This is a genomic window from Lysobacter zhanggongensis (genome assembly GCF_046638635.1).
GTDB classification, from domain to species: Bacteria; Pseudomonadota; Gammaproteobacteria; order Xanthomonadales; family Xanthomonadaceae; genus Novilysobacter; species Novilysobacter luteus.
Genome location: NZ_JBJXHK010000179.1, coordinates 1 through 773, shown reverse-complemented (window position 1 = coordinate 773; position 773 = coordinate 1). Strand labels below are relative to the sequence as shown.

The following is a 773-nucleotide window of genomic DNA, read 5'->3' as shown; positions in this document are numbered from 1 at the left end:
GCCGCCGGCGGCGCCGGTGTCAGCGCCAGCCGCGGCCTTCTCCGCGGCCATCCGGTCGAGCGTCTCGCGCAGCGCCTGCGGCGGGACGTAGCCGCCCAGCTGGATGCCGTCCTCGGACAGGATCATCGGGGTACCGGTCAGGCCGACCCGCTGGCCGATGTTGTACTGCATGGTGACGGTGTTCTTGCAGTCGCGCTCCTGGACCTTGCCGCTGGCCTTGGCGTCGGTGAGCGCCTGCTTGCGGTCGTCGGCGCACCAGACCGAGACCATCTTCTCGAAGTCCTCGCTGCCGATGCCCATCCGCGGGAACGCCAGGTACTCCACCGCGATGCCCTGCGCGTTGTACTGCGCGATCTCGCTGTGGAGCTTGCGGCAGTAGCCGCATTCGACGTCGGTGAACACGGTGACGGTGTGCCTGGGGTTCGGCGGCGCGAACACGATGCGCTCGCTCGCCGGGATCGTCTCCAGCAGCTTGGTGCGCATGCCGGCCAGCGCCACCTCGGTCAGGTTGCGGTCGGTCCGGCTGTCGATCAGGGCGCCGCCCGAACCGGGCAGGAACAGGTAGCGGCCATCGTCGCTGACGTAGACCACCTGGCCGCCGACGATCGCCTCGCGGAAACCCGGCAGCGGCGCGGCCCCGACACTCTCGACCTCGATCCGCGGATTGAGCTGCTTGATCGCGTCGACCGCGCGCGCGTCGGCCGTGCCTGCTGCCGGCTTGGCCGCGAGCGTTGCCGGCGTGGCCGAGGACCGCGGCGCAGCGTCGGCGCCGG

The 773-nt window shown here is 71.3% G+C and carries 1 protein-coding gene; it reads right to left on the bottom strand.

Annotation, left to right across the window (positions count from 1 at the left end):
- Nucleotides 1-773: DsbC family protein (locus tag ACKVMH_RS13560; protein ID WP_412700673.1), on the bottom strand; the 773-nt coding region annotated here is incomplete at both ends.